Raw genomic sequence first — 25,482 nt, 5'->3', positions numbered from 1 at the left:
GACTCTGACATGAGAACCATCAAGGATCTAAAAGTCCCAAACATGATCCTACTGGGCGGAATCGCTGTAAGCCATGAGAACGAAAGACCACTACGGGAGGCAGTGGAGAATGCAAAAAGTAAATTTGGCAACAAACGACTTCCCATAAAGTGGAACTTTAAAGATCTAAAAATAAAATATGAAGAGCAAGGTAGAGCTCCGGATCACACAAGAATGATGACGCAGATGTTTGATTTGCGCCGTGAGATTTTCGATGCTGTATCAAGCATCGACTTCACTATTATTGTTTCAGCAGTTCTTGGTTACAGTAGCGACAGAAAAGTACTAGTCGACCTTAAGTCAGATCTTTCAAGACATGTATTTTCCAATGGCCTTATGCGATTTTCACAGCATATAAAAGAGTGCAATCCTGACAGGGCTGAGGTTGTATTGGACTGGCCAGACGGTAGCATGTCCAAGCCCTTCGATGTTGAATATGCTTGTGCGTATTCCAAAGGAAAAAGCAAGGATGGCATTGACTACATGTCCGGAAGCCTAGAGTCTCTCAAGTTTAATGACTCAATATCTTATACGCGCATGCCTCACAGCACATTAATGCAGCTGTCAGATATGATTATTGGGGTAACGAGAGAATTCATGCAGCACGCACTTGATGAAGAAAAATCCGGTCACGGAGTAAAGTTACTGGGCACGGTCGCCAATAAATTTCGTGGCTACCCTAATAACGTTATTGGTCGCGGCATCAGTGTAAATACCAAAGCCGTGAAAACTCGAAAAGCGATAGAGCAAAAATTTAAAGAGCTCTATGTCATTGGCTCATAACAATTGGTTCAAATCGCTCACTTTGCTCGCTGGGATCGGCTAAGCCGGCCCTTAACCAAACGTTAGGTATCTTTCATGACAATGCGGCCAGACGAAAAGATACAAAAAGCGCTGTTTTCAACACCCAGCCGCTTCGTTGGAGAATACGAAACTGAAGGTGTTTTGCTGACCCATGCGTGGCCTGGATTTCATGACAGGTTTGCATCTGTACGATGGCAAGAGGGTCCAGCTTCAAGAAGCGCCTATATATTTGCCTTTAAAACCGAAGCCATAGAAAAAGGTCCAGGTATACCTCTCCCCGATTACTCTCCAACGGGGGGGATAGTCGCGGCATATCTAAGCGTATTATTCGGAAAGCGTTTCGACAGCCATGGTCTAGTTGAAGGCTCAGGGTTTTACCATATTCCTGAGCTTTCTGAGTTTGGGACGCTGGCCAATCCATCTCTCCCGCAAAACTCACACAAGCCGAGGCCAGACTTCGAGATTCCGCTCAATCTTTCGGAAATGTCAAGGTTTTCTCCATTACTATCCGGGGGCTCGCTGCCGATAGATTTTATCCATACATTTCAGGGTTCAGCCAAGTTTTACTCTCAGGCGCTACGGAATTTTGAAAAAGATCCAGAGGTTTCTTACTTACACCTTATTTCGGCCGGTGAAATTCTTTCAAATTTTCATGACTTCGATAAACTCGATCTACTAGACGACACTACTAAAGAGTATCTAGCTAGTATTCGTAAAAGCCTCGACAATGGCGAAAAAGTGGCAAGCCACATCGAAGGCCGCTTACTCCTTGTCAAGAGGCGATTCGTTGAAACAATAGTCGGTCTTGTCGACGCAAGTTTTTTCGAAAAATCTGAAGCTGGAGACGGCATCGGAAGCCTCAAGGCCGAGAGCTTCCGAAAATCAATATCTGCTGCCTACGACCTTCGCAGCAAGTATGTGCATACCGGGGCTCCGTTCGGCAATTGGGTAACGTCTCAAATGGGTGGGCGAAACAAAGAAGTTCAAGTTGGCAAGCCTGTCATTAGCGACAAGGATCTTTCGAAAATACTGGAGTATGCGCCAACACTCGTTGGCCTAGAGCGGGTAGTCAGATATTGCCTACTTCAATTTGCATTGCGTCACGGGGCATTCATTAAATCTGAGTCCACTGCCAGCGATGCCTAGCAACTGGTTCACGCCGCTCGCTTTGCTCACTTGGGACCGGCTAAACCGGCCCCTTAACCAACCGCTACGGCTCCATGAGCCGATTTCTCCAAGGATGGGTGACAACAATGCATCCGATTCAATGCAGGTGCGGCACCGTTAAAGCCCAGCTTGACAGCAACAACACCCACAACCGCCTTATCTGCCATTGCACGGATTGCCGTGCTTTTGCGCGTTTCCTTGGCAATCCCTCTGCTGTGCTGGATAAGCAGGGCGGAACCGAGATAGTCCAGATAGCGCAGCAGCACCTGCGCTTCTTGCAGGGCGAGGAGCTTTTGGCGGCAGTGCGGCTCAGCGACAAGGGCATGCTGCGCTGGTACACGACGTGCTGCTCGACGCCTATCGGCAACACCATGGCCGATCCCAAGGTGTCCTTTATCGGCTTGGTTCACGCCTGCCTGGACCGGGAGCGCATGGACAGGGATTTTGGGGCCGAGATTGCGGTGCTGAATACCGACACTGCGTTGGGCAATCCGCAGCCCAAGCAACACGGACTCCTCGGCGTGATCGCTCGATTTATCTGGATCGTGGTCACAAACCGTATCGGTGGGGGTTATCGGAAATCGCCCCTGTTCGATGCATCTGGCGTGCCGCGGGTCGTTCCCAGAGTCTTGAAGCCTGAAGAGCTGGCCAGTTTGAAAGTCGATGCGTGAGGGTTGTCTAGCCTGGTCACCGGATAGCTGGAGATGTGTATTTCCCTTTCGGCCAGCCCAGCGCCAAACCCGCCCAAACTCATATTCACGATGAGGTCAGATCGAGATGACAGGCAAGCCTCCAGCCACTATCGCTGATTACATCGAGGCGGCGCCTGCCGAGAGTCGGCCGCATCTGCGCACGCTTTACGGGATTCTCAAGAGTGTTGCTCCGGAGGCGCAGGAGGCCATCAAGTGGGGCGCTCCCTTCTTCGTGGAGCCGCGTTTTCTGTTCTCTTTCTCCGCGCACAAGGCGCATTGCAACTTCGCGCCCAGCCAGGCGGCGCTGGAAGCGTTTCAGCAGGAGCTGCAGGGGCACAGGACCACCAAGAACTATCTGCAGATTCCCTATGGCGAGCCTGTGCCGGAGGCGTTGGTGCGCCAGCTGGCCGAGTACTGTTTGCGGGCTGTTCGAGCGCGCGAGGATGAGGCCTTTTGGTAGCTTGAACTCCGACCGGCGCTGGCTGCCTGTTTGCGCATGGATTGCGACTTGCGGCTCACGCGCATCCCTCGCACATGTTCGAGCCCTTGCTGCCATGTGCAGCGCAGGGCGGGAAGGGCAGGTACGGCGCGGTCGCTGGCACCTAATCATTCAAGGTTCGCTTCATGTATCGATTTCCTCCCAGACAGAAAGCACTGATCGGCGCTGAAAGCATCGAGTACGTGCTGGCCGGCAGCGGGCCGGCGACGGTGGTGCTGGTCAACGGCTCCGGCGGGCCGATCGAGGGCTGGCACAAGGTGTTCGAGCCGCTCTCGGCAGTGGCCAGGGTATTCGCCTACAACCGTCCCGGTATCGGCGGCAGTGCCAAGCCGCAGGTGGCCCAGTCGGCCGCGCAGATGGTCGATTCGTTACGGCAGGCCCTGCGGGCGGCCGGGCTGCAGCCGCCCTATGTGCTGGTGGGGCATTCCCTGGGTGGGCTGATCGTCAACCTGTTCGCTCGGCTGCACCCGCAGGAAACGGCCGGGGTGGTGTTCATCGAGGCATCGACGCCCGACGACGTGCTTCTGCTGCACAAGCATGACACCCGGCTACAGCGCGTGCTGGCGGCGCTGCTCGCCAAGCTGTCACCGCCCAACCCACTGGCGGAAACCCAGCAGCTGGAACGCTCCGTGGCCGAGCTGCAAGCGGCGCCCGGTTTTCCGCCGATACCGCTGACCGTTATCAGCGGCGGCAAGCCGGCGATGGCCTGGGCCACCGCCGAGCAGGCCCTGGCGCTGCGAGCGGAGCATCAGGCGGCGCTGGCCAGCCTGTCGCCGCTGGGCCGGCAGGTGATGGCGCTGCGCAGCGGCCACTTTCCCCAGTTCAGCGAGCCGGAGCTGGTGGTGGCGACGATTGTCGAGATGCTGAATAGCCTCCAGGCACGAGATGACTAATCACGCGATGCCGCCGTGCAGCCAGGTCGCTGAGTGATGAGTGCGAGCGGCAAATACGGCAGAGAAAACGCCGCGCTCAGTCGCGCAGTAGCCGATTTTCGCTCCAGGCGAGCAGGACTGTTTCAGGGTTGGTGACGCCTGCATGGCAAATGGCTTACAGCCTGCATCGCTCGCGGCGCACGCTTTGGTCAGCGCAGATTCTGACTCTCCGATCAGGCGGCGCCCAAGCGCAGCGTCCTCCGTCTGGAGGGCATCCCTAGACTTCGTAGAGTGGGTTGTGAGCGAACGCCGCCAATGGCCCGATGCCACTTTTATCCGCTCGTCTTGCGGTTCGTTCCGGCAGATGGGCGGCACTGTGCGTTCGGAATAACAGTTCCATAATCCCTGCGTCGTGCGCTGCGCTGTGCGCACGAGTCAACCCCACATGGATCTCTCCAAGGGTGACGTGCCATACCAGTGCAGTAGCTCGCGCAGTGATTCAGGTAGTTCTACGGGCAGGGTGCGCCCCTTGTTGAATAGGAGTGTTCAGCAATGTCCCGCCTGCCTGAAAATCCGCAATTCCCGCCTCTGCCAGATCTGCTTCCACCCGGCCAGGAAGATGCCCCGGTCGCTGCCAGTGCCGCCACCCTCAGCAATGTCGCCATCAACCCCAATATCGCCGCGCTGCCCGGGCCGGGCGGAATCATCATTCCGCAGTTCCGTAGCGTGCGGGCCGGTTGTTGGCTGCTCAACTACAAGCCCAGCGGTGCCTCGCTGGTGTCGTACGACGGGACTCTGCGGGTCGAGTCGCACAGCGATGGCCGCACGGCCAGCGGCGACCTCTATCAGCGTCCGGTGATCTTCCTGCCAATCCCCATCCCGGTGCCATTCCCGACCCTGCAAACCAAGACGGCGGCGACCAACCTGTCGCTCAAGCCGATCCTGCTGGCCGGGCCCAATCCGGCCTCGGGCATCCCGATCCTGGCGCGCAACAACTACCGCTACTACGTGCGGGTCACCTCGCTGCCGGAGTACTTCTACCTGGGCAACAGCTTCAGCCTGGGCTTCCAGCTGTACCGCTTCACCGCGCCGAACACCTGGGCGCTGGAGAGCACGCTGACCGCGCAGATGGTGCGCATCACCGCGCCGGCCGGCTATCCGTCGCCGTCTGACTACGCCGAGGGCGATGTGAAGAACGCCGCCGGTGCGGTGGTCGGGCGCCTGACCATGGGCTGGCTGTCCACCTACTTCCGCCGCTGCACCATCGAGATTGATACGGTCAACGGCTCCGAGCGGCCGACCAACAGTGGCGTGGGCCACACCTGGGCGACGGTGATGGACGCGGTGGGCTTCCAGACCAGCGTGAACCTCAGCGACACCAACGTGCTGGAGCCCAGCGGCAATTCCTGGTCCAACGGCGAGATGCACGCGGCCATGCTGGCGCGACGCTCGGTGGTGAACCTGGACACCGAGTGGCGCTATCACATACTCGCGGTGAAGAACATCGACTCCACGCCGCGCGGGATCATGTACGACAACGGCGGCACCGACTCCAACAACGTGCCGCGCGAAGGGGTCGGCATCTCCTCGCACTGGATCATCGACCCCGGTTGGGGCACGGTCAGCGGACAGCGCTTCGGCACCGCTGCGGCGCCGTATTTCCGCACGGCGGTGCATGAACTGGGGCACGCCCTGGGCCTGTACCACAACTCGGCGGACTTCGGCTTCATGTGTACCAGCGACGTGATCGCCGCCGGCGCCACGCCTGGCACGCCGTTCCCCAGCAACATCCAGTGGTCGTTCCATCCGGACAACCTCAAGCAGCTGCGCCACTACCCGGACCCGTTCATCCGCCCCGGCTCGGTGGCCTTCGGCAGCGCCTCCAATGCCACGCCGCCGATCACCCCGACCGATCTGGAAGCGGAAGTGCTGGGCTTGCAACTGGAGGTCAATGCGCTGCTCGGCGAGCTGCCCCTGGGCGCGCCGGTGCGCATCGGCGTGGCGCTGGTCAACCGTGGCGAACAGCCGATCCAGGTGCCAGCCAGCCTGAGCCTGAAGAGCGAGCACGTCAGCGGCAGCGTGACCGACCCGTCCGGCAATCAGCGCACCTTCCGCACCATCATCCACTGCATCGAGGACTCGCCGTTCCGCGTGCTTCAGCCGGGCGAGCGCATCGAGGAATCGATGACCCTGATGCGCGGCGCCGAGGGCGCGCTGTTCGGCGTGTCGGGCATTCATGAGGTGCGGGTGGATGTGCACTGGGACGTCGAGGGCATGGTCGCGCATGCCTCCGGCACTACCTCGGTGATGGTCACCGCGGCGGTGGACGAGCGCCACGCCCAGGCCGCGCACAAGGTACTGTCCACGCCGGATGCGCACCTGGTGCTGGTGTTCGGTGGCGATCACCTGAGCGACGGCATCGATGCCATCCAGGCCGCGCTGGCGTCGCCGGTGCTCAAGCCGCACTTCGCGGCCATCGAGACCAAGCGCCTGGCCGCGCGCTTCATGAAGCGCAAGCCCGACGTCAAGGCGGCCACTGCGTTGCTGGACGACAACACGGTGATGAGCAACTCCGAGCAGGGCAAGCTCGACCGGCTGCTCAGCGATGCCGGCGGTAGCCTGCCGAAAATCAGCCGGGCCAAGCCCAAGCCTGCCCGCCTGGCCACTGCCAAGTAGGGCGTAACGGATGCGGGGCCTCGGCCCCGCATCTCGCCTGCAAAGGAGAGTCTGATGGCAGATCTCGATCCCAGATTGCCGGGCACTTGGCGCATGTCCGAACAGGCGCCCTGTGCCGCCGGCTATGCCGCGCACTTGCGCTTCGAGGACGGTGGCCTGTACTTCGGCAGCACCGAGCCGGCCGGCGGCTTCACCTGGTGGGACCAGGGCCGCTGGCAGGTGCCGGCGGCGGGGCAGGTGGCGCTGTCCACCGCCAACGACGAAGTGGTGACCTACGCCTACAGCCTCATCGACGGCACACTGACTTTCACGGACCCGTCGGGCTGTAGCTTCAGCTACAGGCGCAGTAGTTAGCGCGCGAGACGCCCGACCTCCGTCAGGAGGACGAACATGTCTGGCGTCTTTCCCGCCACGGTCTTCTTCGACCTGGGCGACACCCTGACCTACACCGGCCCGGGCGGCGTGCGCCTGCGCTACGCCGATACCCTGGACTGCCTGCAGATACTCAAGAACCGTGGTTACCGCCTGGGCCTGCTGCCCAATCAGGCCGCGGGCACCACGCTGGCCACGGTGCAGGCGATTCTCGATGGGCTGCACCTGTCGCGTTACATCGAGGCGGCGCTGGTGACCATTTCCAGCGAAGTGCCGGGCAATCTAGGCAAGCCCAACCAGCCGATCTTCGACCTTGCCCTGGGCAAGGCCGGGCACGCTGCGGCCAGTGCGCGGGCGATCTTCGTCAGCGAGGAGCTGGCCCATGTGCAGGCGGCGCGTGGTTACGGCTGGCGCGGCATTCTCAAGCGCAATGGCGGCGCCTGCGTGGGCGCGGACGGCGAGTGCGCGGTGGGCCTGAGTGGCCTGCTGGCGCAGCTGCCGGCCCTGGCCGATCTGGCCGGCACCACGCTGGACCTGGCGCCGCCGCCCAAGTTGGTCGACGGTCTGTGGGCGGTGCCCGTGGACATCCGCAGCATCGACGCCAGCCTGCTGTTCGACGCCGCCAGCCAGCAGGTCAGCGGTGACGCCACCCTGGTATTCCGCCTCGGCCGCCATGCCGGCTGCCCGATCTTCGACCTGCGTCAGACCGTCACCGGCGTGTGGCTGGATGGCACCGTGGTGCCGCCGGCCGACGTGGCGCACCACGACTTCGGCGGTGGCAGCCACGCCAACCTGCGGGTGTTGGCGCGCAGCCTGGAAGCGGGCAGCGAGCACAGCCTGCGCCTGACCTATTCGGTGGGCATTCCGCAGGCTTCGACGGCCGGCTCCTACCAGCCGCAGATCGTCTGGAGCACCGGGCCGCGGCTGGCCTTCAACTTCGGTTTCACCGACCTGGGCGCCGGCCGTTACCTGGAGGCCTTCGTACCGGCCAATCTGATCTTCGACCAGTTCGAGCTGAGCCTGGAGCTGCGCCTGACCGGCACGGCCGTGGCGCATACGCCGATCAGCAATGGCAACCTCGCCGTGCTGGGCGGCAACCACTGGCGCCTCGACTTCCCGGCGCGCTTCACCGCGCTGTCACCGCTGCTGGAACTGCGCGCCGCCGACAGCCTGCAGAGCAGCACGCTGAACACCGTGCTGCCGGTGTCGGGCAGCAACGTGGCGATCACCACCTGGAAGCTGACCAGCAACGCCGCCAATCTGGCGACCCAGGCCAGTGCCATCGCCGGCTTCCTCGCCGACAACGAGAACAGCTCGGGGCGCTATATCCACGGCGGCCGCTTTACCGCCTTTATCCATCAGGGCGGCATGGAGTACGAGGGCGGTACCACCACCGGCACCGGGCCGCTGCGCCACGAGACTTTCCACAGCTGGTGGGCGCGCGGGCTGAAGCCGGCCAGCCAGCCCGATGCCTGGTTCGACGAGGCCTGGACCACCTACCACGACAACGGCGCGGCGGGCTCGCTGCCGTTCAACTTCGCCGACGCGCCGCTGGCCCTGTGTTCGCGCAATCCCTGGGTGCGCGTCACCCATGGCTCGTCTTATGGCTCCGGCGAGCGCTTCTGGAAGGGCATGGCCGCGCTGCTCGGTGTGGCACCGCTGAACGCGCTGATGAAAGACTTCTACCAGGCACGCTACCCGCGCCCGGTGAAGACCGAGGAGCTGGAGTGCTTCCTCCTGGCCCGTGGCGGCAACCCGAGTTGCGTGGATGCGTTCCAGCGCTTCGTCTATGGACTGGGCGATCCATCGCCGCAACCCGACCTGTGGCTGCGCGACGACGCCGGCGATCCCGGTGCGGACGATTGGGCAGGGCGCTTCTGGGATTCGCCGGACCTGTGGGTGCGCAACCGCGACGACGACGGCCTGCAGCACCAGAACCTGGAATACGGCCAGGACAACTGGATCCACGCGCGAGTGCGTAACCGTAGCGCCACGGGAACCGCGCGGCATTTTCTGCTGAGCTTCAACGTCAAGCAGTACGCCGGCAGCCAGTTCGTCTACCCGGCGGACTTCCTGCCCGCCGTCACCGCTGCGGCGGATTTCGAGCTGGGGCCGGGCGAGTCGCGCATTCTCAAGGCGCGTCTGCCACGCAGTGCGGTACCGGCGCCGGGCAGCCACCCGTGCCTGCTGGCTGCAGTGTTCACCCGTTTCGACCATCCCCAGGCCGGCCGCCATGTGTGGCAGCAGAACAACCTGGCGCAGAAGAACCTCAGCGTGGTCGACCTCAAGCCCAATGCCTGGATAGTGCTGCCGCTGCTGGCGGTGAGCCTGCGCGCGAAGCTGGCGCGCACCGTGGAGTTCGAGCTGCGCCGGCCCAAGGGGCTGGATGATCTGCAGGCCAGCCTGCTGCTGGAGAAGGGCAGCGTGCCGCCCAAGCTGCGCACGGGCGCCCTGGTGTTGCCTGCAGCCAAACCGCTAGCAGTGGACAAGGCCACGCACCTGGACTGCGCCGCCTGCCAGCCGCTGGCCAGCGCCGACCGGCTGGAGCTGCTGACCAGTGCACAGCCGGCGCGGCTGGCGGAGAGCTTTTCCGGGGCACTGGAGTTGCACTTCGCTCAGGGGGCGTCGGCGCGCCTGCCGGTGCGTCTGGCGCCGCTGCAGGCGCAGCAGGTCGGCCTACGGGTTACGGTGCCGGCGCAGGCCAAGCGCGGCGCCAGCTTTATCGTCGATCTGCTGCAGCGCGAGAATGGCAAGGTAGTGGGCGGGGTGGCGCTGCGCATCAATGTGCACTGACGCGGGTGTCGCGGGCTTCCCGCCCTGCGTTGTGCGGGGCGGGTGATGCCTGTCAGCGTTCGCCGAGCTCGAAGGCGGTCAGGGTGAAGGTGGGGATGCCGATGTCCTGCAGCTTGCGCGAGCCGCCCAGCTCGGGCAGGTCGATGATCGCGGCGGCCTCGTGCACCTGGGCGCCGAGGCGTTTGACCAGTCGCGCGGCGGCCAGCAGGGTGCCACCGGTGGCGATCAGGTCATCGAAGATCAGCACCCGGTCGCCTTCGCACAGGCTGTCGGCGTGCACTTCCAGCAGGGCCTCGCCGTACTCGGTCTGGTAGCTCTCGGCGAGCACCTCGGCCGGCAGCTTGCCCTGCTTGCGGAACAGGATCAGCGGCTTGTTCAGCTCGTAGGCCATGATCGAGCCGAACAGGAAACCGCGCGCATCCATCGCCGCGATATGGCTGAACTCGGTCTCGACGTAACGCTGGATGAAGCTGTCCACCACCATGCGCAGGGCGCGTGGCGACTGGAACAGCGGGGTGATGTCGCGGAACACCACGCCGGGCTTGGGGAAGTCCGGCACCGGGCGGATCAGCGATTTGATGGCGAATTCGTCGAAGATCATCGCGTGTCCTCAGTCAGGCATATTGCCGCCGGCCAGGGCACACAGCTCGATGGGGTCGAGGATCTGCACTTCCTTGCCTTCGGCGTTGATCAGGCCGTTCTGCTGGAAGCGGGTGAACACCCGCGACACGGTTTCCACGGCCAGGCCCAGGTAGTTGCCTACCTCGTTGCGCGACATGGCCAGGCGGAACTGGTTGGCCGAGAAGCCGCGGGCGCGGAAGCGCGCGGAGAGGTTGACCAGGAAGGTGGCGATGCGCTCGTCGGCGGTCTTCTTGGAGAGCAGCAGCATCATCTGCTGATCGTCGCGGATCTCGCGGCTCATCACCCGCATCAGCTGGCGACGCAGCTGCGGCAGCTGCACGGCCAGCTCGTCCAGGCGCTCGAAGGGAATCTCGCATATCGAGGTGGTTTCCAGGGCCTGGGCCGACACCGGGTAGACCTCGGTGTCGACGCCGGACAGGCCGACCAGCTCGCTGGGCAGGTGGAACCCGGTGATCTGCTCCTCGCCCGAGTCGCTCAGGGTAAAGGTCTTCAGCGCGCCAGCGCGCACGGCGAACACCGAGTCGAAGGCATCGCCCTGGCGGAACAGGAATTCACCTTTCTTCAACGGGCGCCCGCGTTTGACGATGCGGTCCAGGGAGTCCATGTCCTCCAGGTTCAGCGACAGCGGCAGGCACAGCGCGGCCAGGCTGCAGTCCTTGCAATGGGCCTGGTGAGGGCTGTGTACCTTGATGGATTCTGACATCGGAGTTCCCTGAATGGAGATCACACACAAAGACAAAGGTTAACCCATGGAGCCGCGCATGGGCCAGGCCGACCAAGGTCGGTGGGGGAATAGGTTCGATGGTGGAACATGGCTGACCGCTTGCTCAAGTTTTTTCGTCGCCTTCCGATAGCCCGATGGAGGAATGCGTCGAGGGAAACTCCATGCTTAGGGTAGACATGAATGGCGTGGTCGAGCGCCTGGCGCTCGGCGTGCAGCGCCAGGCGGCGCGTGCCGACGGCGAGGTGGCCAGCGAGGAGGAAGTGCGCGACGGCCTGCGGGTGACCCTGTCCGAACTGGGCAAGGTGCGCGCCGCTGCGGCGAAGAACAACGATATCGACGAGGCCGACCTGCCGGACAACATCAAGGAAATCCTCAAGATGATCCGCGAGCTGCGCCAGCAGATCGCCGAGAAGCAGGCCGAGCTGCAGGCGCTGATGGCCGACTCAGGGATGGACGCGGAAGCCAAGCAGATGCGTCTGGAGATGTTGCGCGGCGAACTGGCCTCGCTGCAGGGCGCCCTCAGCACGGCCCAGGCTAGCCTGGTGGAGGCGCTGAAAGACAAACGCCTGAGCAACGACCAGCGCATGCAGGCGACCAGTTTGGCGATGGCCTGACTCCCCAAAGGTCTGTAGCCCGGATGAAGTCCGGGAGCGTTCACCCCCGGATTGCATCCGGACTGCCTGGCTGATCTGCCTGTCTGTTCAAATCACCCGCGAGAAGCGCTGCTGGTTCTGCTGCTCCAGGTAGTGGTCGAACAGCATGCACAGCGAGCGCACCAGCAGGCGGCCGGCCGGGCGTACGTCGATACCGTGTTCACCCAGCTCGATCAGTCCGTCGCGGGCCAGTTGCTGCAGCTGTGGCCAGATGGCCGAGAAGTAGCTGCGGAAGTCTATGGCGAAGCGCTCCTCGATATCGCGGAAGCTCAGTTGGAACTGGCAGATCAGCGCCTGGATCACGGCGCGGCGGATACGGTCGTCGTCGTTGCAGTGCAGGCCGCGCTGGGTGGCCAGCTGGCTATTGCCCAGGCTCTGCTGGTAGTTGGCCAGGTCGCTGCTGTTTTGGCTGTACAGGTCGCCGACCTGGCTGATGGCGGATACGCCCAGGCCGATCAGGTCGCAGTGGCCGTGGGTGGTGTAACCCTGGAAGTTGCGCTGCAGGGTGCCGTCTTCCTGGGCCATGGCCAGCTCGTCGTCGGGCAGGGCGAAGTGGTCCATGCCGATGTAACGGTAGCCGGCGGCGGTGAGCTGCTCGATGCTGCCCTGCAGCATGGCCAGCTTGTCCGCCGGGCTGGGCAGTTCGTTATCGTTGATCCGTCGCTGCGGCATGAAGCGCTCCGGCAGGTGCGCGTAGTTGAACACCGACAGCCGGTCCGGCTGCAGGGCGATCACCTCGGCTACCGTGCGGGCGAAGCTTTCCGGGGTCTGCCGCGGCAGGCCGTAGATCAAGTCGATATTCACCGAGCGGAATTGCAGGGCATGCGCCGCATCGACGATGGCGCGGGTCTGCTCGAGGGTCTGCAGGCGGTTGATGGCGCGCTGCACGTCCGGGTCGAGGTCCTGCACGCCGAGGCTGACGCGGTTGAAGCCCAGCTCGCGCAGCAGGCCCATGGTCGACCAGTCCGCCTCGCGCGGGTCGATCTCGATGCCGTAGTCGCCGCTGTCGTCGTCCAGCAGGGTGAAGTGCTTGCGGATATGTTCCATCAGCCGGCGCAGCTCGTCGTGGCTGAGAAAGGTCGGGGTGCCGCCGCCGAAGTGCAGCTGCTCGACCACCTGGCGCTGGTCCAGGTGGCGCGAGACCAGCTCGATCTCCTGCTCCAGGCGCTCCAGGTACGGCAGGGCGCGGCCGCGATCCTTGGTGATCACCTTGTTGCAGGCGCAGTAGTAGCAGATGTTGGCGCAGAACGGCACGTGCACGTAGAGCGACAGTGGTCGTCGCGCCTTGCGGCTGTCGCGCAGGGCGTGCAAAAGGTCGAAGGAGCCGACCTCGCCGTGGAACTGCACGGCGGTGGGGTAGGAGGTGTAGCGCGGACCTGGCCGGTCGTGGCGGCGGATCAGGTCGGCGTCCCAGCGGATGGCATCGAGCATGGAGATATCCCTGGATTGGCGATGGGGCCAGTCTAGGGATTGCGCGGCGGCGCTTCTTGACCTGGGTCAGGCTGGCGCACGTTCGTGCAGCGCTTGCTTAGTGCCCCATCAGCCAGTGCTGGTGCGGGCCGGGCAGGGTCCACAGGCCGAACAGGATCACCAGCAGGCCGCCGGCCATGCGCACGCCACGTCGGCGCAGCAGGGCGGTCAGGCGCTCGGCGGCCATGCCGGTGGCCAGCAGCACCGGCCAGGTGCCCAGGCCGAAGGCCAGCATCAGCAGTGCGCTGTCCGCCGGCGAGCCCTGGCTGGAGGCCCACAGCAGGGTGCTGTAGACCAGGCCGCAGGGCAGCCAACCCCACACGGCGCCGAGCAGCAGGGCACGCGGCAGGCCGCTGACCGGCATCAGACGGCTGGCGATGGGTTGCAGGTGGCGCCAAAGGTGACGCCCGACGGCCTCGATGCGGGTCAGGCCGCTCCACCAGCCGGCCAGATACAGCCCCATGGCGATCAGCAGCAGTGCGGCGATCACCCGCAGCACCATGGCCGCCGGGCTGCTGGCCACGGCCCAGCCGGCCAGGCCGATCAGCAGGCCGGCCGTGGCGTAGCTGAGGATGCGCCCGAGGTTGTAAGCCAGCAGCAGGCGGAAGCGGCGGGCGCGTTGCTCCGGCGGGATGGCCAGGGTCAGCGCGCCCATCAGGCCGCCGCACATGCCCAGGCAGTGACCACCGCCGAGCAGGCCGAGGATCAGCGCGGAAACCAGCAGCGGTGCCAGCTCAGGCACGTGGCTCGTCCTTGTCGCCAGCCTTGTCGGCCTCGGCGATGGCGGCTTTGTGCTGCGGGTCTTCGTCGTCGAACAGGATGCTGTGGGCGGGGCTGTCCAGGTCGTCGTACTGGCCGTTGTCCACCGCCCAGACGAACAGCCAGATGGCGAAGCCGACCAGGACCACGGCAATCGGAATCAGGATGTAGATGGCGGACATGGGAGCTCCGGGTTCACGGGCGAGGCGTAGGTCGCAGCGACCGATATCAGGGTTTCACGCGGGCCAGGCGCAGGGCGTTGAGCACCACCAGTAGCGAGCTGGCCGACATGCCGAGCGCGGCCCACAGCGGAGTGACCCAGCCGAGGGCGGCGAACGGCAGCACCAGGCCATTGTACAGAGTCGCCCAGGCCAGGTTCTCGATGATGATGCGCCGCGTGCGGCGGGCCAGGGCGAAGGCCTGCACCAGGCTGCCGAGGCGGTTGGACAGCAGCACGGCGTCGGCGCTGGTCTTGGCCAGGTCGGTGGCGCTGCCCATGGCCACGCTGATATCGGCACCGGCCAGCACCGGCACGTCGTTGACCCCGTCGCCCAGCATCAGCACACGACGGCCCTGGGCGTGCAGGTCTTCGAGTACCGCCAGCTTGGCGTCCGGGGTGAGGCCGCCACGGGCGTCGTCGATGCCGAGCTGGCGCGCCACCTCGCCGACCATCGGCGAGCTGTCGCCGGACAGCAGGATGATCTGCCAGCCCTGGGCGCGGCAGGCGGCGAGCAGCTCAGGGGCATCCTCGCGCAGGCGATCGCCGAGGACGAACCAGGCCAGCGGGCCGCGCTCGTCGCCGAGCAGCAGCCACTGGCCGTGTTCGCCGGGAATCGCCGGTGCCGCGCGGCCGGCCAGTGCCGCCACATAGGCCGGCTGGCCGATACGCAGACGCCGGCCGTCGACCACGCCCTGCAGGCCCTGGCCGGGTTCGCTGGCCAGCTGTTCGGCGCCGCGCTGGCTGTGGCCGAAGGCGCGGGCGATGGGGTGCTCGGAGCCGTGTTCGAGAGCGGCGGCCAGTGCCAGGCAGGTGTCGGCGTCCAGCTCGCGCAGGGTTTCGATGCGCTCCAGGGTCAGGCGGCCCTCGCTGAGGGTGCCGGTCTTGTCGAAGATCACCGTGTCGATCTGCTTCAGGCCTTCCAGCACATGGCCGCGGGTCAGCAGCAGGCCGAGCTTGTGCAGGCTGCCGGTGGCGGTAGTCAGCGCGGTGGGGGTGGCCAGCGACAGGGCGCAGGGGCAGGTGGCGACCAGCAGCGACAGCACGATCCAGAACGCCCGTTCGCTGTCGATCTGCCACCAGATCAGGCCGACCACGGCGGCCAGGCCGAGCACGATGAGCAGGAACCACTGGGCCACGCGGTCGGCCATCTCGGCCATCGGCGGCTTGTCGGCCTGGGCGCGTTCGAGCAGGCGGACGATGGCGGACAGGCGGGTGTCGCTGCCCAGGGCCTCGACCTGCACGGTCAGCGGGCCTTCGACGTTGAGCGTGCCGGCGGTGACGGCATCGCCTTCGCTGCGGGCCAGCGGCAGGTATTCGCCCGTGAGCAGGGACTCGTCGACGCTGGACTGGCCGCTGACGATGCGTCCGTCCGCCGGCAGCTGGGCGCCGGGCGGCACCAGTACGCGATCGCCGATGGCCAGTTCGCGCAACAGGATGCGCTGGCTTTGGCCGCTGTCGTCCAGGCGCAGGCAGGACGGCGGCAGCAGGCTGACCAGCTGCGCGGTGGCCGCCGCCGTGCGTTCGCGGGCGCGCCGTTCCAGGTAGCGACCGGCGAGCAGGAACAGGGCGAACATGCCCACCGCGTCGAAGTACAGCTCGCCGACGCCGGTGACGGTGGACCAGATGCCGGCCAGGTAGGCGCCGCCGATGGCCAGCGATACCGACACGTCCATGGTTAGGTGGCGGGTGCGCAAATCGCGCAGGGCGCCGCGGAAGAACTGGCCGCAGCAGTAGAAGACGATAGGCGTGGTGAGGAACAGGCTGGTCCAGCGCAGGATCTTGTCCAGCTCCGGGGAGAGGTCGACATTGAACTCCGGCCAGGTGGCCATGGCCGCCATCATCACCTGCATCCACAGCAGGCCGGCGATGCCAATCTGGCGCATGGCCTTGCGGTTCTCGGCGGCCAGGCGTTCGCTGGCCTCGTCCGCTTGCCAGGGGTGGCCGGCGTAGCCGATACGGCGCAGCTCGGCGAGCAGTTGGCTGAGCGGCACCTGACTGTCGGACCAGCGCACCTGCAGGCGCTGGTTGGACAGGTTGAGGTTGGCCTCGGCAACGCCAGGAAGGCCGCGCAGGTGCTTCTCGATCAGCCAGCCGCAGGCGGCGCAGCTGATGCCCTCGATCAGCAGGCTGGTCTCGCTGAGTTCGCCCTGGTGCTGGACGAAGCCCTGCTGCACCTCGTCGCGGTCGTACAGTGCCAGCTCGTCGGGCAGGGCCTTGGGCAGACTCTGCGGGTTGACCGCGCTGTCGCTGCGGTGGCGGTAGTAGTTGTCCAGTCCGCCGGCGACGATGGCCTCGGCCACGGCCTGGCAGCCCGGGCAGCAGAAGGCCCGCGGCTGATCCAGGACGCGGGCCTCGAAGCGGCTGCCGGGGGGAACCGGCAGGCCGCAGTGGTAGCAGGGAAGGGGGCTGCTCATGCGGGTCGGAACATCACTCGCCGAGCTGGAAGCGCTGGCCGCTGACCAGCTTCTCTTCCTCGAACAGGCGCCAGTCCTTGCCGCCTTCCTGGCCGATCAGCTCGATGAAGCGACGACCCTCGATGGCGTCCAGCAGGTTGCCGGCGTAACTGCCGTCGGGCTGGGCCTGCAGCACCACGCGGCGGTCGCGCTCCGGCTGGGTTGGCGAGATCAGGTTGAGCACCAGCTGCGGCGGATTACTGTAACCCTCCAGCTGCAGGCTGACGGTACCGCGCTCGTTGTCCAGAGTGAGGGCGGCCTTGAGCTTGAGGCGCTGGGCCAGCTCCTCGCGCTCCAGCGAGGTGTTGATGCCCTTGCCGACGTCGTAGTAGTTGTCCGACAGCAGACCCGGGGGATTCTTGGTGGCGATCACCAGCATGCTGGTGCCCAGCACCACGGCCATGCCGAGGATGCCGAGGATGAACCAGACCCAGGGCTCTTTGTACCAAGGGTTGACCGGAGTTTGTGGCGACGACATGGAGGGACCTGTGTTCAGCGCACGCTGGGGCCGATGAATCGGCTGTCGGCGTCGCTCTGGATGGTTGGATCTTCCAAGGCCTGGACCTTGAACAGAATTTCATTGGCGCTGGAAGGCAGCTTCTCCGGCTCGATGGACAGTTCCACCGGAATCGACAGCACCTCGCCGGCGGCGGCCTTGATCTCGCTGCGGCCTTCGTAGGTGAGGCCGTCGATGCCTTCGACGGAGATCAGGTAGGTCAGGTCGCGCTGGGCCTTGTTCATCAGCTTCACGGTGTAGACGTTCTCGATATGGCCCTGCTCGTTCTCGCGGAACAGCACGCGGTCCTTGAGCACGTCCATCTCCACCAGCGAGCGGCTGGCGATGGCCCAGGCGAACAGACTCATCATGGCCAGCAGCACGACGGCGTAGCCTATCAGGCGCGGACGCAGCAGTTGGGTCTTCTGGCCGGATAGATTGTGTTCGGTTGTGTAGCTGATCAGGCCCCTGGGGTAGCCCATCTTGTCCATGATGCTGTCGCAGGCGTCGATGCATGCGGCGCAGCCGATGCATTCGACCTGCAGGCCGTCACGGATGTCGATGCCGGTCGGGCAGACCTGGACGCACATGGTGCAGTCGATGCAGTCACCCAGGCCTTCGGCCTTGTAGTCGGCGTTTTTCTTGCGCGGGCCACGGTGTTCGCCACGGCGCGGGTCGTAGGAAACGATCAGGGTGTCCTGGTCGAACATCACGCTCTGGAAGCGCGCGTAGGGGCACATGTAGATGCATACCTGCTCGCGCAGCCAGCCGGCGTTGCCGTATGTGGCCAGGGTAAAGAAGCCGACCCAGAAGTAGGCCCAGCCATCGGCGGCGCCGGTGAGCAGGTTGGGGATCAGCTCGCGGATCGGCGAGAAGTAGCCGACGAAGGTCAGGCCGGTCACCAGGCCGATGAGGATCCACAGGCTGTGCTTGGCCGCCTTGCGCGCGAATTTCTCGGCGCTCATCGGCTGCTTGTCCAGCTTCATGCGCTGGTTGCGGTCGCCTTCGGTGATCTTCTCGCACCACATGAAGATCCAGGTCCACACGCTCTGCGGGCAGGTGTAGCCGCACCAGACGCGGCCGGCGAACACGGTGATGAAGAACAGGCCGAAGGCGGCGATGATCAGCAGCGCCGACAGCAGGATGAAGTCCTGCGGCCAGAAGGTGGCGCCGAAGATGAAGAATTTGCGTTCCGGCAGGTTCCACCAGACGGCCTGACGGTCGTTCCAGTTCAGCCAGACGGTGCCGAAGTAGAGCAGGAAGAGGAAGGCTCCGCCGCCGAGACGCAGGTTGCGGAACAGGCCGGTGAAGGCGCGGGTGTAGATCTTTTCGCGGCTGGCGTAGAGGTCGACGGTATCGCCGCCCTTGGCCGGGGGAGGAGTGATGTTTCGGACGGGAATCTGTTCGCTCATCAGTTGCGTACCACGGCTTGGGTGAGTGCTCCGTCGATACTTGCCGAGGGAGTCAGGATTTCACGGCACTATGGTACGCCTGATCGAGCGATGCCCGGGTGCGACCGGCGGTCGCGTCCCGGGCGGGTACGCATTACTTCTCGACTGCCACGTCGGCCTTGCCGTGCGACAGGCTGTACACGTAGGCGGCCAGCAGGTGCACCTTGTCTTCGCTACCCACGTACGGCAGCTGGGCAGGCATGTTGCCGCTGCGGCCGTAACGGATGGTCTGCTGCAGCTGGGCGTAGCTGCTGCCGTAGATGAAGGCGCTCGGGTTGGTCAGGTTCGGTGCGCCCATGCTCGGGGTGCCGGTGCCTTCCTTGGTGTGGCAGGCGAAGCAGACGCTCTCGAACACCTGCTTGCCGGCGGCGACGTCGGCCTTGGTGCCTTCCGGCAGCTTGCGGCCGGCCAGTTCGGTGAGCACGTAGGCGGCGACGTTGCGCACGCCTTCCTCGCCGATAGTCGGTGCCTGGGCCGGCATCTGGCCGTGGCGGCCACCGATGATGGTCTGCTTGATGTCTTCCGGCTTGCCGCCCCAGCGCCACTCGTTGTCGGTCAGGTTGGGGAAGCCGTAGTTGCCCTTGGCATCGGAGCCGTGGCACACGGAGCAGTTGGAGGCGAACAGGCGGGCGCCCATTTTCAGTGCTTGAGGGTCCTTGGCCACTTCCTCAATCGGCTGGCCGGCGAACTTGGCGTAGATCGGCGCGTACTCCTTGTCAGCGCGGACCATTTCCTTTTCCCACTGGTGCACGCCGGTCCAGCCGGCTTCGCCGTTGGCGAAGGGCTTGCCGTCGCCGGCTTCGTTGTAGCCTGGCAGTACGCCTTTCCAGTTGCCCAGGCCCGGGTACAGGACCAGGTAGCCGAGGGCGAAGATGATGGTGCCGATGAACAGCATGAACCACCACTTCGGCAGCGGGTTATCGAACTCCTCGATACCGTCGAAGGCATGGCCGACGGTGTCTTCGGTGGTCTCGGGGCGCTGGCCCTTGCGAATACCGAAGATCAGCGCAGTAAGAGCCACGATGGTGCCGAGGCTCAGTACGCTGACGTAAATACTCCAGAACAAAGTCATTCTTTATTGCTCCCAGAATCTTGCTCGTCACGCTTTTTGGCCGGGACGTCGTCGGCGAAGGGCAGGTTGGCCGCTTCGTCGAAGCTGCTCTTGCGTCTGCTGCTGTAGGCCCAGAGCACCACGCCGATGAAGGCGATGAAGACCACTGCCGTGCCGATGCCGCGAATCATCCCGATATCCATCACGCGTTACCGTTTGTTCTTGATAGAAGTGCCCAGGCCTTGCAGGAAGGCCACCATGGCGTCCATCTCGGTCTTGCCTTTGACGGCTTCGCGAGCACCGGCGATGTCTTCGTCGGTGTAGGGCACGCCGAGGGCGCGCAGGGCTTCCATCTTGGCGGCGGTGTCCTTGCCGTCGAGCTTGTTCTCGACCAGCCACGGGTAGGCCGGCATCTTCGACTCCGGTACCACGTTGCGCGGGTTGTACAGGTGCGCACGGTGCCAGTCATCGGAGTAGCGGCCGCCGACGCGGGCCAGGTCAGGACCGGTACGCTTGGAACCCCACAGGAATGGGTGGTCCCAGACGCTTTCGCCGGCCACGGAGTAGTGGCCGTAGCGCTCGGTCTCGGCACGGAACGGACGGATCATCTGCGAGTGGCAGCCGACGCAGCCTTCGCGGATATAGATGTCACGACCTTCCAGCTCCAGGGCGGTGCGCGGCTTCATGCCTTCCACCGGGGTGTTGGTGACGTCCTGGAAGAACAGCGGAACGATCTGGGTCAGACCACCGATGCTCACGGCCAGGACCATGCCGATGGCCAGCAGGCCGATGTTCTTCTCGAATATCTCGTGTTTGCTACCGGCCATCAGTGCGCAACCTCAGCAGGGATCAGGGCGGCTTCGTCGTACTTGCTCTTGTCAGCGGCACGCACGGTACGCCAGGTGTTGTAGGCCATCAGCAGCATGCCGGTAACGAAGAAGGCACCGCCGAGAGCGCGAACCATGAAGCCATGGTGGCTGGCTTCCAGGGCTTCGACGAAGGAGTACATGAGGGTGCCGTCTTCGTGGACCGCACGCCACATCAGACCCTGGGTGATGCCGTTGACCCACATGGAGGCGATGTACAGCACGGTACCGATGGTGGCGAGCCAGAAGTGCGCGTTGATCAGGGCGATGCTGTGCATCTGCTCGCGACCGAACACTTTCGGAATCAGGTGGTACAGCGAGCCGATGGAGATCATCGCCACCCAGCCGAGGGCGCCGGCGTGTACGTGGCCGATGGTCCAGTCGGTGTAGTGCGACAGGGCATTGACGGTCTTGATGGCCATCATCGGACCTTCGAAGGTCGACATGCCGTAGAAGGCCAGGGAGACGACCAGGAAGCGCAGGATGGGGTCGCTGCGCAGCTTATGCCAGGCGCCGGACAGGCTCATCATGCCGTTGATCATGCCGCCCCAGCTCGGAGCCAGGAGGATGACGGACATGGCCATGCCGAGGGACTGGGCCCAGTCCGGCAGGGCGGTGTAGTGCAGGTGGTGCGGACCGGCCCAGATGTACAGAGTGATCAGCGCCCAGAAGTGCACGATGGACAGGCGATAGGAGTAGATCGGACGCTCGGCCTGCTTGGGTACGAAGTAGTACATCATCCCCAGGAAGCCGGTGGTCAGGAAGAAGCCTACGGCGTTGTGGCCGTACCACCACTGGACCATCGCGTCGGTGGCGCCTGCGTAGACCGAGTAGGACTTGAACAGGGTGACCGGCATTTCCATGCTGTTGACGATGTGCAGCATGGCGGTGACCAGGATGAAGGCACCGAAGAACCAGTTGCCCACATAGATGTGCTTGGTCTTGCGCTTGATGATGGTGCCGAAGAACACCGCGCAGTAGGTGATCCAGACCACACCCAGGAGGATGTCGATCGGCCACTCCAGCTCGGCGTACTCCTTGGAGGAGGTGTAGCCCAGCGGCAGGGTGATCACGGCCAGCACGATCACGGCTTGCCAACCCCAGAAGGTGAAAGCGGCCAGACTGTCGGAGATCAGGCGGGCCTGGCAGGTGCGCTGAACCACGTAGTAGGACGTGGCGAACAGGGCGCAGCCGCCAAACGCGAAGATCACCGCGTTGGTGTGCAGCGGGCGCAGACGGCCGAAGCTGGTCCACGGCAGGTTCAGATTGAGTTCCGGCCACACGAGTTGCGCGGCGATGAACACTCCGAGACCCATCCCGATGACCCCCCAGATTACCGTCATAACGGCGAACTGGCGGACCACCTTGTAGTTATAAGCAGTCTGACTTGTTGCTGTGCTCATGCTAGGGGTACCACGGTTAATGGAGTTTCTTAGGGGTAAAAAATCGGCGGCAAGTATGGAGAAATGAGGTACCCATTGCAACGCCGCACCCCATTGAAATCGGGCTGCCGCTGGGCTTTCGAGACTGTCGCGAGGGCTTTGTTGAGACTCATTTTCGACGTCCGCGATGTATCGAGCTGGATGCGACGAAAGCAACAGGAGGCGGAAAGTGTCGCCGAATGCGACTGTGGGCAGCTTAGCCCAGCTCAGGCGGAGCGGTAGGTCAGTGGTCGGCCGGGTGCGACATCGGGTCGCATAAGCCGAAGGTCGCGGGCGCCGAGCGGCGCCCGCGGAGGGAGGATCATTCGTTGGCGAGGGTCGCTTCGACCGCTGCTGGCTTCTGCGACAGGCTGTAGACGTAGGCGGCCAGCAGGTGGACCTTGTCTTCACTGCCCACATACGACAGCTGCGCCGGCATATGGCCAGTGCGGCCGTAGCGGATGGTCTGCTGCAGCTGGGCAAAGCTGCTGCCATAGATGAAGGCGCTGGGCTTGGTCAGATTCGGTGCACCCATGCTCGGCGTGCCCTTGCCGTCCGCGCCGTGGCAAGCGAAGCAGGTGCCGGCGAAGATCTTCTGGCCGGCGCCGATGTCGGCAGTCTCGCCTTCCGGCAGCTTGCGCCCGGCCAGTTCGGTAAGCACGTAGGCGGCGACGTTGCGTACGCCGTCTTCGCCGATCATCGCGGCTTGTGGCGGCATCATGCCGCTGCGGCCGCTGGCAATGGTCTGCTTGATCGCCTGCGCGTCACCGCCCCAGCGCCATTCCTTGTCGGTCAGGTTGGGGAAGCCATAGGCGCCCTTGGCGTCGGAGCCGTGGCACACCGAGCAGTTGGAGGCGAACAGGCGGCCGCCCATCTTCAGCGCGCGCTCGTCCTGAGCGACCGCTTCCACCGGCAGCTTTGCGTAGCTGGCGTAGATCGGGCCATATTCCTTGTCGGCCTTGTCCATCTCGCGCTGCCATTGCTTGACCTGGGTCCAGCCGCCTTCGTAACCCGGCAGCTTGCCGGCGAAGTTGCCCAGGCCTGGGTAGAGCAGCAGGTAGGCGCCGGCGAACACCAGGGTGCCGAGGAACAGCATGAACCACCACTTGGGCAGCGGATTGTCATATTCCTCGATGCCGTCAAAGGCGTGGCCCAGGGTCTCTTCGGTGGTGCCGGGGCGCTGGCCCTTGCGGGTGGCGAACAGCAGCCACAGCAGTGCGATCAGGCTGCCCAGGGTGAGCAGGGTGATGTACCAGCTCCAGAAAGTGGTCATGTCCGATTACCTCTTGTTCTTCAGGCTGGTGCCGAGCACCTGCAGGTAGGCGACCAGCGCTTCCATCTCGCTCTTGTCCTTCACGGCCGCCTGGGCGCCGGCGATGTCGGCGTCGCTGTAGGGCACGCCTAGGGTGCGCAGGGCCTGCATCTTGGCGCCGCTGTCCTTGCCGTCGAGCTTGCTCTCGACCAGCCAGGGGTAGGCCGGCATCTTCGATTCCGGTACCACGTTGCGCGGGTTGTACAGGTGGGCACGGTGCCAGTCGTCCGAGTAGCGCCCGCCGACGCGGGCCAGGTCGGGGCCGGTACGCTTGGAGCCCCACAGGAACGGGTGGTCCCAGACGCTTTCGCCGGCCACGGAGTAGTGGCCGTAGCGCTCGGTTTCGGCACGGAACGGGCGGATCATCTGCGAGTGGCAGCCGACGCAGCCTTCGCGGATATAGATGTCACGACCTTCCAGCTGCAGGGCGGTGTAGGGCTGCATGCCCTTGACCGGCTCGTTGACCACGTCCTGGAAGAACAGCGGGACGATCTGGGTCAGGCCGCCGATGCTCACGGCGAAGACCATCATCAGGGCCAGCAGGCCGACGTTCTTCTCGAGTATTTCGTGCTTGCTGCTCATCAGTGGGCGACCTCCGCGGGGATCAGGGCTTCGGCGTCGTACTCGGCCGGCTTGGCGGCGCGTACGGTCAGCCAGGTGTTCCAGGCCATCAGGAACATGCCGAGCAGGAAGATGGCGCCACCAGCGACGCGGATGACGAAGCCCAGGTGGCTGGCCTCGAGCGCCTCGACGAAGGAGTAGGTGAGGGTGCCGTCGTCGTTCACCGCACGCCACATCAGGCCCTGGGTGATGCCGTTGACCCACATGGAGGCGATGTACAGCACGGTACCGATGGTGGCGAGCCAGAAGTGCGCGTTGATCAGCGGCAGGCTGTGCATCTGCTCGCGGCCGAAGACTTTCGGGATCAGGTGGTAGAGCGAGCCGATGGAGATCATCGCCACCCAGCCGAGGGCCCCGGCGTGTACGTGGCCGATGGTCCAGTCGGTGTAGTGCGACAGGGCATTGACGGTCTTGATCGCCATCATCGGGCCTTCGAAGGTGGACATGCCGTAGAAGGCCAGGGACACCACGAGGAAGCGCAGGATCGGGTCCGTGCGCAACTTATGCCAGGCACCCGAGAGGGTCATCATGCCGTTGATCATGCCGCCCCAACTGGGTGCCAGCAGCACCAGGGACATGACCATGCCCAGGCTCTGCGCCCAGTCCGGCAGCGCGGTGTAGTGCAGGTGGTGCGGGCCGGCCCAGATGTACAGGGTGATCAGCGCCCAGAAGTGCACGATGGACAGGCGATAGGAGTACACCGGGCGTTCGGCCTGCTTGGGCACGAAGTAGTACATCATCCCCAGGAAGCCGGCGGTGAGGAAGAAGCCCACGGCGTTGTGGCCGTACCACCACTGGACCATGGCGTCGGTGGCACCGGCATACAGCGAGTAGGACTTGGTCAGGCTGACCGGCAGCTCCAGGTTGTTGACGATGTGCAGGATCGCCACGGTGAGGATGAAACCGCCGAAGAACCAGTTGCCCACATAGATGTGCTTGGTCCGGCGCTTGAGCAGGGTGCCGAAGAACACCAGGGCGTAGGCGACCCAGACGATGGTGATGAGGATGTCGATCGGCCATTCCAGCTCGGCGTATTCCTTGGAGCTGGTCCAGCCCAAGGGCAGGCTGATGGCGGCGAGGACGATCACCAGTTGCCAGCCCCAGAAGGTGAAGGCGGCCAGCTTGTCCGAGATCAGTCGGGTCTGGCAGGTGCGTTGCAGCGAGTAATAGCTGGTGGCAAACAGCGCGCAGCCGCCGAAGGCGAAGATCACCGCATTGGTGTGCAGCGGGCGCAATCGACCAAAGCTGGTCCACGGCAGGTTGAAGTTCAGTTCGGGCCAGGCCAGCTGGGCGGCGATGAACACGCCGAGCCCCATCCCGACTATGCCCCAAACCACCGTCATAATGGCGAACTGGCGGACCACCTTATAGTTGTAGGCGGTGCTGCTGGTTGTGTTCATGTGTTGGGCTTCCATCCACGGTTAGGAAA

24 protein-coding genes are annotated in these 25,482 nt (G+C 64.1%); 9 read left to right on the top strand and 15 right to left on the bottom strand.

Annotation, left to right across the window (positions count from 1 at the left end):
* Window positions 1-9 precede the first annotated feature (9 nt).
* The 8 genes from IB232_RS10260 (at window position 10) to IB232_RS10225 (ending at window position 9,914) form a co-directional block, all read left to right on the top strand.
* The gene (locus tag IB232_RS10260; protein WP_192398392.1) at window positions 10-822 is read left to right on the top strand and encodes a hypothetical protein; all 813 of its coding nucleotides are present in this window, start codon (window positions 10-12) and stop codon (window positions 820-822) included.
* Between the two features lie 75 nt (window positions 823-897).
* Window positions 898-1,989, top strand: coding sequence for a HEPN domain-containing protein (locus IB232_RS10255; protein WP_192398391.1), 1,092 nt, complete (start codon window positions 898-900; stop codon window positions 1,987-1,989).
* A gap of 107 nt (window positions 1,990-2,096) precedes the next feature.
* A complete protein-coding gene (locus IB232_RS10250) occupies window positions 2,097-2,681 on the top strand; it encodes a DUF6151 family protein (protein WP_192398390.1) in 585 nt (194 codons plus the stop codon).
* A 106-nt stretch (window positions 2,682-2,787) separates the two neighbouring features.
* Entirely contained in the window at window positions 2,788-3,162 is a 375-nt protein-coding gene (locus IB232_RS10245; protein ID WP_192398389.1) for an iron chaperone, read from the top strand.
* A 164-nt stretch (window positions 3,163-3,326) separates the two neighbouring features.
* Complete coding sequence (locus IB232_RS10240; protein ID WP_192398388.1) at window positions 3,327-4,094, top strand: alpha/beta fold hydrolase; 768 nt, start codon at window positions 3,327-3,329, stop codon at window positions 4,092-4,094.
* 531 nt (window positions 4,095-4,625) lie between these two features.
* Window positions 4,626-6,749 (top strand): hypothetical protein, encoded by a 2,124-nt coding sequence (locus IB232_RS10235; protein WP_225592233.1) that lies wholly within the window; start codon window positions 4,626-4,628, stop codon window positions 6,747-6,749.
* A gap of 54 nt (window positions 6,750-6,803) precedes the next feature.
* The gene (locus tag IB232_RS10230) at window positions 6,804-7,103 is read left to right on the top strand and encodes a hypothetical protein (RefSeq protein WP_192398387.1); all 300 of its coding nucleotides are present in this window, start codon (window positions 6,804-6,806) and stop codon (window positions 7,101-7,103) included.
* A 36-nt stretch (window positions 7,104-7,139) separates the two neighbouring features.
* Window positions 7,140-9,914 carry a hypothetical protein gene (locus IB232_RS10225; protein WP_192398386.1) on the top strand — a complete coding sequence of 925 codons (2,775 nt, stop codon included), beginning with the start codon at window positions 7,140-7,142 and terminating at the stop codon, window positions 9,912-9,914.
* Between the two features lie 52 nt (window positions 9,915-9,966).
* Here the strand turns inward: IB232_RS10225 and IB232_RS10220 are convergent, their stop codons facing one another.
* Together IB232_RS10220 and fnr are read right to left on the bottom strand one after the other, a co-directional pair.
* Complete coding sequence (locus tag IB232_RS10220) at window positions 9,967-10,515, bottom strand: adenine phosphoribosyltransferase (protein ID WP_192398385.1); 549 nt, start codon at window positions 10,513-10,515, stop codon at window positions 9,967-9,969.
* A gap of 9 nt (window positions 10,516-10,524) precedes the next feature.
* On the bottom strand, window positions 10,525-11,259 hold the full coding sequence (gene fnr, locus IB232_RS10215; protein WP_192398384.1) for a fumarate/nitrate reduction transcriptional regulator Fnr: 735 nt from the start codon (window positions 11,257-11,259) through the stop codon (window positions 10,525-10,527).
* Window positions 11,260-11,441: 182 nt separating this feature from the next.
* On the opposite strand from fnr, the gene IB232_RS10210 reads away from it, so the two are divergent.
* Window positions 11,442-11,894: a hypothetical protein gene (locus IB232_RS10210; RefSeq protein WP_192398383.1), complete on the top strand. Its 453-nt coding sequence runs from the start codon at window positions 11,442-11,444 to the stop codon at window positions 11,892-11,894.
* Between the two features lie 87 nt (window positions 11,895-11,981).
* Here IB232_RS10210 and hemN read toward each other — a convergent pair whose 3' ends face one another.
* The 13 genes from hemN to ccoN (IB232_RS10145) form a co-directional block, all read right to left on the bottom strand.
* Window positions 11,982-13,364 (bottom strand): oxygen-independent coproporphyrinogen III oxidase, encoded by a 1,383-nt coding sequence (gene hemN, locus IB232_RS10205; RefSeq protein ID WP_192398382.1) that lies wholly within the window; start codon window positions 13,362-13,364, stop codon window positions 11,982-11,984.
* Window positions 13,365-13,461: 97 nt separating this feature from the next.
* Window positions 13,462-14,145, bottom strand: coding sequence for a sulfite exporter TauE/SafE family protein (locus tag IB232_RS10200; protein WP_192398381.1), 684 nt, complete (start codon window positions 14,143-14,145; stop codon window positions 13,462-13,464).
* Complete coding sequence (gene ccoS, locus IB232_RS10195) at window positions 14,138-14,344, bottom strand: cbb3-type cytochrome oxidase assembly protein CcoS (protein ID WP_192398380.1); 207 nt, start codon at window positions 14,342-14,344, stop codon at window positions 14,138-14,140. The genes IB232_RS10200 and ccoS overlap by 8 nt, the downstream gene beginning before the upstream one ends.
* A gap of 46 nt (window positions 14,345-14,390) precedes the next feature.
* Window positions 14,391-16,796 carry a heavy metal translocating P-type ATPase gene (locus IB232_RS10190; protein WP_192398379.1) on the bottom strand — a complete coding sequence of 802 codons (2,406 nt, stop codon included), beginning with the start codon at window positions 16,794-16,796 and terminating at the stop codon, window positions 14,391-14,393.
* Between the two features lie 13 nt (window positions 16,797-16,809).
* Window positions 16,810-17,313, bottom strand: coding sequence for a FixH family protein (locus IB232_RS10185; protein WP_192398378.1), 504 nt, complete (start codon window positions 17,311-17,313; stop codon window positions 16,810-16,812).
* Window positions 17,314-17,327: 14 nt separating this feature from the next.
* Entirely contained in the window at window positions 17,328-18,743 is a 1,416-nt protein-coding gene (gene ccoG, locus IB232_RS10180; protein ID WP_192398377.1) for a cytochrome c oxidase accessory protein CcoG, read from the bottom strand.
* 133 nt (window positions 18,744-18,876) lie between these two features.
* Window positions 18,877-19,854: a cytochrome-c oxidase, cbb3-type subunit III gene (ccoP, locus tag IB232_RS10175; RefSeq protein ID WP_192398376.1), complete on the bottom strand. Its 978-nt coding sequence runs from the start codon at window positions 19,852-19,854 to the stop codon at window positions 18,877-18,879.
* Complete coding sequence (locus IB232_RS10170; RefSeq protein WP_137972948.1) at window positions 19,851-20,036, bottom strand: cbb3-type cytochrome oxidase subunit 3; 186 nt, start codon at window positions 20,034-20,036, stop codon at window positions 19,851-19,853. Before IB232_RS10170 ends, ccoP (IB232_RS10175) begins: the two co-directional genes overlap by 4 nt.
* A 6-nt stretch (window positions 20,037-20,042) precedes the next feature.
* The gene (ccoO, locus tag IB232_RS10165) at window positions 20,043-20,660 is read right to left on the bottom strand and encodes a cytochrome-c oxidase, cbb3-type subunit II (RefSeq protein WP_137972949.1); all 618 of its coding nucleotides are present in this window, start codon (window positions 20,658-20,660) and stop codon (window positions 20,043-20,045) included.
* Entirely contained in the window at window positions 20,660-22,102 is a 1,443-nt protein-coding gene (gene ccoN, locus IB232_RS10160; RefSeq protein WP_137972950.1) for a cytochrome-c oxidase, cbb3-type subunit I, read from the bottom strand. The genes ccoO (IB232_RS10165) and ccoN (IB232_RS10160) overlap by 1 nt, the downstream gene beginning before the upstream one ends.
* A gap of 340 nt (window positions 22,103-22,442) precedes the next feature.
* Window positions 22,443-23,393, bottom strand: coding sequence for a cytochrome-c oxidase, cbb3-type subunit III (ccoP, locus tag IB232_RS10155; RefSeq protein ID WP_192398375.1), 951 nt, complete (start codon window positions 23,391-23,393; stop codon window positions 22,443-22,445).
* 6 nt (window positions 23,394-23,399) lie between these two features.
* Window positions 23,400-24,014, bottom strand: coding sequence for a cytochrome-c oxidase, cbb3-type subunit II (gene ccoO / locus IB232_RS10150; RefSeq protein ID WP_192398374.1), 615 nt, complete (start codon window positions 24,012-24,014; stop codon window positions 23,400-23,402).
* Window positions 24,014-25,453: a cytochrome-c oxidase, cbb3-type subunit I gene (gene ccoN, locus IB232_RS10145; RefSeq protein ID WP_192398373.1), complete on the bottom strand. Its 1,440-nt coding sequence runs from the start codon at window positions 25,451-25,453 to the stop codon at window positions 24,014-24,016. Before ccoN (IB232_RS10145) ends, ccoO (IB232_RS10150) begins: the two co-directional genes overlap by 1 nt.
* Window positions 25,454-25,482 lie beyond the last annotated feature (29 nt).

Source organism: Pseudomonas sp. PDM15, from assembly GCF_014851565.1.
Taxonomy (GTDB): domain Bacteria; phylum Pseudomonadota; class Gammaproteobacteria; order Pseudomonadales; family Pseudomonadaceae; genus Aquipseudomonas.
Note: the sequence above shows the minus strand (reverse complement) of the source record. Positions and strands in the feature narration are given on the sequence as shown.

What these genes read in the sequence shown, in the direction of transcription:
- ccoO (WP_192398374.1), bottom strand. Translation starts at nt 24,014, where the DNA reads ATGAGCAGCAAGCACGAAATACTCGAGAAGAACGTCGGCCTGCTGGCC.
- hemN (WP_192398382.1), bottom strand. Translation starts at nt 13,364, where the DNA reads ATGCTCGATGCCATCCGCTGGGACGCCGACCTGATCCGCCGCCACGAC.
- IB232_RS10250 (WP_192398390.1), top strand. Translation starts at nt 2,097, where the DNA reads ATGCATCCGATTCAATGCAGGTGCGGCACCGTTAAAGCCCAGCTTGAC.
- ccoP (WP_192398376.1), bottom strand. Translation starts at nt 19,854, where the DNA reads ATGACTTTGTTCTGGAGTATTTACGTCAGCGTACTGAGCCTCGGCACC.
- IB232_RS10220 (WP_192398385.1), bottom strand. Translation starts at nt 10,515, where the DNA reads ATGATCTTCGACGAATTCGCCATCAAATCGCTGATCCGCCCGGTGCCG.
- IB232_RS10225 (WP_192398386.1), top strand. Translation starts at nt 7,140, where the DNA reads ATGTCTGGCGTCTTTCCCGCCACGGTCTTCTTCGACCTGGGCGACACC.
- IB232_RS10240 (WP_192398388.1), top strand. Translation starts at nt 3,327, where the DNA reads ATGTATCGATTTCCTCCCAGACAGAAAGCACTGATCGGCGCTGAAAGC.
- IB232_RS10170 (WP_137972948.1), bottom strand. Translation starts at nt 20,036, where the DNA reads ATGGATATCGGGATGATTCGCGGCATCGGCACGGCAGTGGTCTTCATC.
- IB232_RS10210 (WP_192398383.1), top strand. Translation starts at nt 11,442, where the DNA reads ATGCTTAGGGTAGACATGAATGGCGTGGTCGAGCGCCTGGCGCTCGGC.
- IB232_RS10255 (WP_192398391.1), top strand. Translation starts at nt 898, where the DNA reads ATGACAATGCGGCCAGACGAAAAGATACAAAAAGCGCTGTTTTCAACA.
- IB232_RS10185 (WP_192398378.1), bottom strand. Translation starts at nt 17,313, where the DNA reads ATGTCGTCGCCACAAACTCCGGTCAACCCTTGGTACAAAGAGCCCTGG.
- ccoP (WP_192398375.1), bottom strand. Translation starts at nt 23,393, where the DNA reads ATGACCACTTTCTGGAGCTGGTACATCACCCTGCTCACCCTGGGCAGC.
- IB232_RS10260 (WP_192398392.1), top strand. Translation starts at nt 10, where the DNA reads ATGAGAACCATCAAGGATCTAAAAGTCCCAAACATGATCCTACTGGGC.
- IB232_RS10230 (WP_192398387.1), top strand. Translation starts at nt 6,804, where the DNA reads ATGGCAGATCTCGATCCCAGATTGCCGGGCACTTGGCGCATGTCCGAA.
- ccoO (WP_137972949.1), bottom strand. Translation starts at nt 20,660, where the DNA reads ATGGCCGGTAGCAAACACGAGATATTCGAGAAGAACATCGGCCTGCTG.
- IB232_RS10190 (WP_192398379.1), bottom strand. Translation starts at nt 16,796, where the DNA reads ATGAGCAGCCCCCTTCCCTGCTACCACTGCGGCCTGCCGGTTCCCCCC.
- ccoS (WP_192398380.1), bottom strand. Translation starts at nt 14,344, where the DNA reads ATGTCCGCCATCTACATCCTGATTCCGATTGCCGTGGTCCTGGTCGGC.
- ccoN (WP_192398373.1), bottom strand. Translation starts at nt 25,453, where the DNA reads ATGAACACAACCAGCAGCACCGCCTACAACTATAAGGTGGTCCGCCAG.
- fnr (WP_192398384.1), bottom strand. Translation starts at nt 11,259, where the DNA reads ATGTCAGAATCCATCAAGGTACACAGCCCTCACCAGGCCCATTGCAAG.
- ccoN (WP_137972950.1), bottom strand. Translation starts at nt 22,102, where the DNA reads ATGAGCACAGCAACAAGTCAGACTGCTTATAACTACAAGGTGGTCCGC.
- IB232_RS10235 (WP_225592233.1), top strand. Translation starts at nt 4,626, where the DNA reads ATGTCCCGCCTGCCTGAAAATCCGCAATTCCCGCCTCTGCCAGATCTG.
- IB232_RS10245 (WP_192398389.1), top strand. Translation starts at nt 2,788, where the DNA reads ATGACAGGCAAGCCTCCAGCCACTATCGCTGATTACATCGAGGCGGCG.
- ccoG (WP_192398377.1), bottom strand. Translation starts at nt 18,743, where the DNA reads ATGAGCGAACAGATTCCCGTCCGAAACATCACTCCTCCCCCGGCCAAG.